The 8,161-nt window shown below is 71.2% G+C and carries 8 protein-coding genes; 7 read left to right on the top strand and 1 reads right to left on the bottom strand.

What is annotated here, in order from left to right; genetic code table 11:
* On the top strand, positions 1 to 758 hold a 758-nt coding region (locus KME75_RS10720; RefSeq protein ID WP_219414445.1), incomplete at its 5' end, for an alanine:cation symporter family protein.
* 345 nt (positions 759 to 1,103) lie between these two features.
* Here KME75_RS10720 and KME75_RS10710 read toward each other — a convergent pair.
* Positions 1,104 to 1,736: a hypothetical protein gene (locus tag KME75_RS10710; RefSeq protein ID WP_219414443.1), complete on the bottom strand. Its 633-nt coding sequence runs from the start codon at positions 1,734 to 1,736 to the stop codon at positions 1,104 to 1,106.
* Positions 1,737 to 1,846: 110 nt separating this feature from the next.
* On the opposite strand from KME75_RS10710, the gene KME75_RS10705 reads away from it, so the two are divergent.
* The 6 genes from KME75_RS10705 (at position 1,847) to KME75_RS10680 (ending at position 8,152) form a co-directional block, all read left to right on the top strand.
* Positions 1,847 to 2,044: a hypothetical protein gene (locus tag KME75_RS10705; RefSeq protein ID WP_219414442.1), complete on the top strand. Its 198-nt coding sequence runs from the start codon at positions 1,847 to 1,849 to the stop codon at positions 2,042 to 2,044.
* A 355-nt stretch (positions 2,045 to 2,399) separates the two neighbouring features.
* Complete coding sequence (locus KME75_RS10700; protein WP_219414448.1) at positions 2,400 to 3,845, top strand: aldehyde dehydrogenase family protein; 1,446 nt, start codon at positions 2,400 to 2,402, stop codon at positions 3,843 to 3,845.
* Between the two features lie 2 nt (positions 3,846 to 3,847).
* On the top strand, positions 3,848 to 5,155 hold the full coding sequence (locus KME75_RS10695; protein WP_219414441.1) for an aminotransferase family protein: 1,308 nt from the start codon (positions 3,848 to 3,850) through the stop codon (positions 5,153 to 5,155).
* Positions 5,152 to 6,519 (top strand): aspartate aminotransferase family protein, encoded by a 1,368-nt coding sequence (locus KME75_RS10690; RefSeq protein ID WP_308282684.1) that lies wholly within the window; start codon positions 5,152 to 5,154, stop codon positions 6,517 to 6,519. The genes KME75_RS10695 and KME75_RS10690 overlap by 4 nt, the downstream gene beginning before the upstream one ends.
* Positions 6,516 to 7,358 (top strand): SDR family oxidoreductase, encoded by an 843-nt coding sequence (locus KME75_RS10685; protein ID WP_219414439.1) that lies wholly within the window; start codon positions 6,516 to 6,518, stop codon positions 7,356 to 7,358. Before KME75_RS10690 ends, KME75_RS10685 begins: the two co-directional genes overlap by 4 nt.
* On the top strand, positions 7,355 to 8,152 hold the full coding sequence (locus tag KME75_RS10680; protein WP_219414438.1) for an SDR family NAD(P)-dependent oxidoreductase: 798 nt from the start codon (positions 7,355 to 7,357) through the stop codon (positions 8,150 to 8,152). The genes KME75_RS10685 and KME75_RS10680 overlap by 4 nt, the downstream gene beginning before the upstream one ends.
* The last annotated feature ends 9 nt before the right edge of the window (positions 8,153 to 8,161 follow it).

Raw genomic sequence — 8,161 nt, 5'->3', positions numbered from 1 at the left:
TCGGCGGCATCGTCGGCGCGGCCGTCGCGTGGGGCGTCCGGCGCGCGATGTTCTCCAACGTCGCCGGCGTCGGCGAGGGCACGTACGGGTCCGCGGCCGCAGAGGTCACGCACCCTGCCAAGCAGGGCCTGGTCCAATGCTTCTCGATCTACATCGACACCCTGCTCGTGTGCATGGCCACCGGCTTCATGATCCTCGTGACCGGCAGCTACAACGTCGAGAGCGCCGACGGTGCGGCCCTCGCCACCAACCTCGCGGGAGTCGAGGCCGGTCCGGCCTACACGCAGGCCGCCATGGACTCCGTCTTCACCGGCGCCGGCGCGCCGTTCGTGGCGATCGCGATCGCTCTGTTCGCCTTCACGACGCTGGTGGCCTTCTACTACATCTGCGAGACGAGCCTGACCTACCTCACCCGTGGAAGGCATCGGCGCCTCGGCTGGTTGCTCAAGGGCGTTCTGCTCGCCGTGACCTTCTTCGGTGCCATCCAGTCCGCCGACCTGATCTGGGCAATCGGCGACGTCGGCTACGCCTCCCTCGCCTGGGTCAACATGATCTGCCTGCTGTTCCTGGCCAAACCAGCACTCATCGCACTGCGCGACTACGACGCCCAACGCAAGCAGGGCATCGACCCGACCTTCGACCCCGTCCGGCTCGGCATCCCTCATTCCGAGTGCTGGGCCAGGCCGAGCTCGGCGGGCCGCGGCACCGGCGACACGAGCGGTGACAGCGCAGGGAGCTCCCTCACGTCCCGGGAGTAGCCGGACCCCACCGCGTGGGGGCGGGTTCGGCGCCGCGGGCGCGATCCGGCTCGCCGAGGAGCACCCGACACCGTAGTGGCCGGCCGGAGTGACCGTGCGTGCGGCGCTTGGCCAGCTGGAGAACGACGGGATCGCCCACCGACGTCATGGTTCCGGTACTCATGTGAACTTCGTGCGACCGCTCGTGAGCAGCCTGCATCTGAACGTGGGCGCTGAGCAGATGATCCGCTCGACCGGGCACGTCCCCGGGATCGCCGAGATGACCTGGCGTCAGGTGGAGTTCGCACCGAGGTGCTCGACCAGGCCACCCCGGGCCCGGTTCGGTCCGGCACCGGCTGGGGTTTTTCAGACCTGCTGTAGCCATGGCGCGATGTGCTCGCGGTCGATCCGCGTCTGATCCTCGACGATGTCGAGCATGCGCCGGACGCGTTCGGCGGCGTCTCGGGTGAGGCGGAACTCCTCGTCGCGGGTCAGCGGGACCTCAGGGCCGAGCTCCCGGGCCGACGCCACGATCCGGGGAACCAGCTCCCGGAGGTCGTTCCCGTCGTCGGCGGCCAGTCCCGGGTCGAACCCGGCGCCGGCCAGCCGGTCCTCGAGATGCTCCAGCTGATCGGTGAGCCACGCCCATGGGTTCGCGGTCAGGTCCCCGGACCACTCCCGTCCGCACGGCTCGACGCCGTCGAATCGGGAGTGGAAGTGGGCGGCGCTGTACGGGGCATCGGGCCGGTCGAGTCGTCCGAAGATGTCCGCCCGCCAGAACGTCTGGTCCACGACCGTCCGCTGCGCCGCGGACTCGGTTCCGCGGTGCGGCTGCTGCGCGAGCAGTGCCAACTCGAGGCGGGCGCCGTGTTCCATCTCCGCAGCGGTACCAATCTCGAACCACCGTCGTACGGTCACGGCGACGCGGGTGAAGGTGTAGACGATCTGCACGTGGACGCTCCGTTCGTGGTGGATGACCGAACCAGTCGCGCCGGTCACCGTCGATCCTGTACGCGGTAAGGGGCGGCCGCCACCTGCCGACAGCCGGAGGAATGGGGAGGCGGGCTCACCCGAGCTCACCGCGGGACGAACCCGACAGTCCGTTGCCGGTGAGCGGACATCGACGATCATGCGGCGGCTGTGGCTCGGGCGAGCCCGAGGTCGAGCGACCCGGGTGCGGCCTCCTGCTCGCCGAGCGGCTGCACTGGTACTTGCGGGCCCGCACCCCACGGGAGGGGCGACCCCGGCTCGCCACCACCCTGGCCGCCGCACCGGGCGACGGCGTCGACCGCGGGACGGCCTGGTGACGCACGCCGGCAAGTACCTGGTGCTCGATGGTGAGCCGGCCGACGTCACCGGCAACCCCGCGATGTCGGTGCCGTTCGGGATCGACTCCGATGGAATGCCGGGATCCACGTGCGCGGCGGGTTCGGCGACGAGGCCGTTCACGTCCGGCTCGCGACCCGGCTGACGGCGATCGCGGGCGACGACGGTGGTGAGAGCCCGCAGCTCCGGGCAACGCCTCGCCACCGTCGTTCGATCATCGCCTCGCGGTGCCTCCGCCCGCGAGGACTTCCCCTCGACTCTTTACGTCTGCACCCGCCACGTCATATGCTCGTCTTCTGTAACGCACGTTACGTACACGGTAACGCGGAGGGTGCGATGGAGGCCGGTCAGAACCTCATCGGCGGTGGCTGGCGAGCGTCGGACTCCGGCGCGACGTTCGTGACCGTCGATCCCACGAACGGCGAGACGATCGGGGTGGTCCCCGACGGCGGTGCCACCGACATCGACGCGGCGGTGACCGCAGCCCGCGACGCCCTCGGTGATCCGCAATGGGCGCGCATGTCGCCGAGCGAGCGCGCGCGGTTGCTGTGGCGCGTCGCCGACCTGCTCGAGCGCGACGCCGAGGAGATCGCCGTCCTCGAAACCCGCGACCAGGGCCAGCCGCTGCGGATCGCGCGCAACGTGAGTGTCGCCGGCGCCGTCGAGCACTTCCGGTATTACGCGGGCTGGTGCACGAAGATCGATGGCCGGGCGCCGGCGCACTCGCGCGCGGACGCGTTGAACTACACCAGGCGCGTACCGGTGGGCGTCTGCGGCCTGATCACGCCGTGGAACTTCCCGTTGCTGATCGCCGCGTGGAAGCTCGCACCCGCCCTGGCGTGCGGCAACACCGTGGTGCTCAAGCCGGCGGAGCAGACGCCGCTGACCGCGTTGCGCCTTGCCCGGATCTTCATCGAAGCGGGCTTTCCTCCGGGTGTGGTCAACGTCGTGACCGGGGGTCCGGAAGCCGGCCGCGCGCTGGTCGAGCACGACGGCGTCGACAAGGTGTCCTTCACCGGTTCCACCGAGGTCGGACGCAGCATCGTCCGTGGCTCGGCGGGCAACCTCAAGCGGCTGTCGTTGGAGCTCGGCGGCAAGGCCGCGAGCGTGATCGTCGGCGACGCCGACCTCGAACGTGCCGTGGCGGGCAACCTGCAGAGCGGCATCCAGAACTCCGGGCAGGTGTGCGCGGCGTCGTCCCGCTTCTACGTCGCCCGCCCGCGGTACGAGGAGTTCGCTGAGCGGCTCGCCAAGGCCGCCGCCGCCGTGCAGCTCGGACCCGGCCAGGACCCGGACACGCAGATGGGCCCGGTGGTCGGCGAGGAGCACCTGTCGCGGGTGGACGGCTACGTGCGCAGCGGCGTCGAGCAGGGGGCGGCGCTGCTCACCGGTGGAGCCAGGGCGGCGGGGCCGCTCGCACGCGGCAGCTTCTACCTGCCCACCGTCTTCGCCGATGCCGACGACGGGATGCGGATCGCTCGCGAGGAGATCTTCGGCCCGGTGCTCACCGTCATGCCCTTCGACGATCTCGACGAGGTGGCGGCGCGGGTCAACGACTCGGAGTACGGGCTGGCGGCCTCGGTGTGGACCCGGGACCTGGCGACGGCGCACCACCTCGCCGATCGGATCCACGCCGGATGCGTGCGCGTGAACATGGTCGCCGGCATCGATCCGGCCGCGCCGTGGGGCGGCATGAAGGCCAGCGGTTGGGGCCGCGAGATGGGCACCGAAGCGATCGAGGACTACACCGAAGTCAAGAGTGTGTGGATCGGGTTGGAGTGATCATGACGAACACCCTGAGTCCGAGCGACGTCGGCGCGCGCAGCGCCGCCGAGCTGAGCCGGCTGGACCAGGCCCACCTGCTCCATCCCCATGCGGTGGTGGGCCGCGCGGCCCCACCGTTCGTCGTGGCGAGTGCGCAGGGCGCGCTGCTGCGCGACGTCCATGGCAGGGAGTACGTGGACGGCACCTGCGGCCTGTGGCAGTGCGCTGTCGGGCACGGCAGGGCCGAGCTCGCCGACGTCGCCGCGGAGCAGATGCGGACGCTGGAGTTCTACGCGTCCTTCTGGAACCTCTCCAACGCGCCCGCGATCAACCTGGCCACGCGGCTGGTCGAGATCTCGCCCCCCGGCCTGGACACGGTGTTCTTCACCAACGGCGGGTCGGAGGGGAACGAGACGGCCATCAAGCTGGCCCGGCTGGCCTGGCACGCGCAGGGCCGGCCGGAGCGGACGGTGGTCCTCTCCCGGCTGGGCGCCTACCACGGGGTGGGGTCGGCGTCGCTCGCCGCCACCGGGCTGCCCGTCTTCCACGAGGGCTTCGGGCCCCTCAACCCGGGCTTCGTCCACCTGAGCAAGCCGCACGGCAAGCGGCTCGGTGCCGACGCCACGGATGTGCTGGTGGCCGAGCTCGAGCAGACCATCGCCGAGATCGGGGCGGAGCGGATCGCGGCGTTCATCGGTGAGCCGCTGCTCGGCGTCGGCGGCATGGTGCCACCGCCGCCCGGCTACTGGGAGCGCGTGCAGGAGGTGCTGCGCAGGCACGGGATCCTGCTGATCCTCGACGAGATCGTGACCGCGTTCGGCAGGCTCGGCCACTGGTTCGGCGCTGAGCACTACGGCATCGACGCGGACATCGTGGTGACGGCAAAGGGCCTGTCCAGCGGGTACGTGCCGATGGGGGCGGTACTGATCGGCGGGCGGGTGAAGTCCATGCTCGACGGAACGACCTTCAAGCACGGCTTCACCTACAACGGGCACCCGGTGGGCGCGGCCGTCTCGCTGGCCAACATCGACTTGATCGAGTCCGAGGGCCTGCTGGAGCGCGCCCGTGCCCTCGGCGCCCGGATCGTCGAGGGACTGCGCGTACTCGACGGGGACCCGCGCGTGTTCGAGGTGCGTGGTGTCGGCATGGCTTTCGGTGTCGAGCTCGACATCGACGATGCCACCCCGGTCGCCGACGCCGCCCGCGACCGCGGGGTGCTGGTCCGCGCCTCCGGTCCGACGATCGTCATGTCGCCCCCGCTGGTGCTGTCCGAGGCGCAGGCGGACACGCTCGTCGCCGGAGTGGTCGAGGCGGTGCGGTCGCTGTGAGCGGGGAGTACGGAGTCGATCCGGCTCGGGTGGACTCAATGCTCGAGAAGGAGACGTTGCGGTTCGAGCAGAGCCACCCGAGGTCGCGGCTCCTCAACGAGCGTGGCCGCAGCTCGATGCCGCGTGGCGTACCGCTGCACTGGATGGCCAACTGGCCGACGCCGTACCCGGTGTACCTCTCCGCCGCTCGCGGCGCGCAGCTGACCGACGTCGACGAGAACTCCTACGCCGACTTCTGCCTCGGCGACACCGGCGCGATGTTCGGACACGCCAATCGTGCAGTGGCCGACGCGATCGCCGAGCAGGCCGGCAACGGATCGACCACGATGCTGCCCACCGCGGACGCGATCGCCGTCGGCGAGGAGCTGACGCGCCGCTTCGGGCTGCCGTACTGGCAGTTGGCGACGTCGGCGACCGACGCCAACCGGTTCGCCATCCGCATCGCGCGCGTGATGACCGGCCGGGACAAGGTGCTGGTGTTCAACGGGAAGTACCACGGCTCGGTCGACGAGACCCAGGTATCCCTGCAGGACGGTCGGATGGTTCCGCAGCCCGGCGTCGCCCGCAACGCGGTCGATCTGGAACGCACCACGGCCGTGGTGGAGTTCAACGACCTCCCGGCGCTCGAACGAGCACTCGCCGCGCGGGACGTCGCCTGCGTGCTGACCGAGCCGGTGCTGACCAACGTCGGCATGGTGCCTGCCGAACCGGGCTTCCACGAGGCGCTGCGCGACCTCACACGCAGCACCGGCACACTGCTGATCATCGACGAGACCCACACGATCTCCACCGGCCCCGGCGGCTACACCCGGGCCCACGGCCTGGACCCCGACCTGTTCGTGCTCGGCAAGTCGCTCGCCGGGGGCATCCCCGCCGCCGTGTACGGCATGACCGCCGAAGTGGCCGCTGCGTTCGAGCGGTACACGGCCAAGGACGACTACCGGATCAGCCACGCCGGGTTCGGCGGCACGCTCGTCGCCAACGCCCTGACCCTGCGGGCGCTGCGGGCGACGCTCGAGCAGGTGATGACCGATGAGGCGTACGCGTACATGAGCGCACTGGCCGAGCGGTTCGAGCACGGCGTCGCGAGAGTGGTGGCCGACCACGCGCTGCCCTGGCACATCACGCGCATCGGGGCGCGGGTGGAGTACCTGTTCAGCCCGCGCGCGCCGCGTGACGGCGGGGAGGCGAAGCGGTTCCGCGCGCCGCGACTGGAGGCGGCGATCCACCTGCACCTGCTCAACCGCGGTGTCCTGCTGACCCCCTTCCACAACATGGCGCTGATGTGCCCGGCGACCACGGAGTCCGACGTGGACACGCACACCGAGGTGTTCGACGAGTGCGTGTCCGAGCTGGTGTCATGAGCGCCGCCGCACTGGTCACCGGCTGCTCCAGCGGGATCGGACTGCGCGTCGTGCACACCCTGGCCCGCCACGGTTACCGGGTCCACGCCGGTGTCCGGTCGCCGGAACGCGCGCCGGAGCTGCACCGGATGGCCGCGGACGGGCTGGACGTGCACGTGCTCCGGCTCGACGTCACCGATGCGGGATCGGTCGCCGAGGCGGTGGCGGCAGCGGCGCCGCTCGACGTGCTCGTCAACAACGCCGGGATCGGGATGTTCGGCGCCATGGAGGCGCTGCCCGAGCCGGACCTGCGCCGCCTGTTCGACACCAACTTCTTCGGTCCGCTGCAGGTGATCCGGGCAGCGTTGCCGGGCATGCGTGCGCGCGGCCGCGGTGTGATCGTGAACATCGGTTCGGTGGACGCGTGCCTGCCCGGCCGCCCGATGACGTGGTCCTACGCGGCCAGCAAGCACGCGTTGGGGGTGGCGAGCGAGGGGCTCGCCGTGGAGGTGGAGCCGTTCGGTGTCCGCGTCCGGCAGCTCGATCCGGGGTTCTTCGCCACGAGCATCCTGGACAACCGGCGCAGGCGCGAGAGCGGCTCCCTTCGGGAGGAGGGGCCGTACGCGCCGTTCCGGGAGGCGATGGAGGCAGCCGTGGCCGCCGCCGTGGCGGGGGCGGGCGACCCCCAGGACGTCGCCGACGCCGTGCTGGAGGCGATCACCGACGGGCGGGCCTTTCCCGTGCGGAGGCTGGTCGGGATCGACGCGGTGCAGGCCGTCGCCGAGGAGAGCGGTAGGACCGAGGAGGAGTCGGTGGCCACCTGGAAGCAGTCGATCGGGCTGGCGGAGTCGCCCCGATGACCGGGCAGGACATGACGGGCCGGGTGGCGCTGGTGACCGGGGCCGCATCCGGGATCGGCCGGGCGAGTGCCCTGGCCTTCGCCCGGCGCGGGGCCACCGTCGTGCTCGCCGATATCGACGCGGCCGGGGCCGAGGCGACCGCCGATCACATCACCCGCGACGGGGGGACCGCGCAAGGACACCGGGTGGACGTCGCGGAGGAGAGCGACGTGCGACAGCTGATCGCCACGATCGCCGACCGGTACGGGCGGCTGGACTTCGCCCACAACAACGCCGGGATCTCCGGCGCCGCGGGGCCGATCAACGCGATGGCGAAGGCCGACTGGGACCGCACGATCGCCGTGAACCTCACCAGCGTGTTCCTCTGCCTGCGTTACGAGCTGGAGCTGATGGCCCGCCAGGGTTTCGGCTCCATCGTCAACACCGCCTCGGTCGCCGGGATCACCGGCAACGCGACCCTCGGTGCGTACGCGGCGTCCAAGGCGGGCGTCGTCGGGCTGACCAAGGTCGCGGCGATCGAGCATGCGCCGGCGGGAATCCGGGTCAACGCGATTGCCCCGGGATTCACGCTCACCGGCATGACCCGCCAGTCGATGGCCGAGAACCCGGAGTGGGCCCGGGCGGCGCTGGCCGCGGAGCCGGTCGGCCGCGCCTCCGAGCCCGAGGAGATCGCTGATGCCGCGGTGTGGCTGTGTTCCGACGCGGCGTCCTACGTGGTCGGACACGTGCTGGTCGTCGACGGTGGGATCACCGTGGGCAGGCGCCCGCCGGACGCGGGCGCGCCGCCCGATTGACGGCTGGAG

It is taken from the genome of Pseudonocardia nigra, from assembly GCF_019396355.1.
Lineage (GTDB): Bacteria > Actinomycetota > Actinomycetes > Mycobacteriales > Pseudonocardiaceae > Pseudonocardia > Pseudonocardia nigra.
The sequence above is the reverse complement of the archived record's forward strand: the minus strand, read 5'-3'. Positions and strand labels throughout refer to the sequence as shown.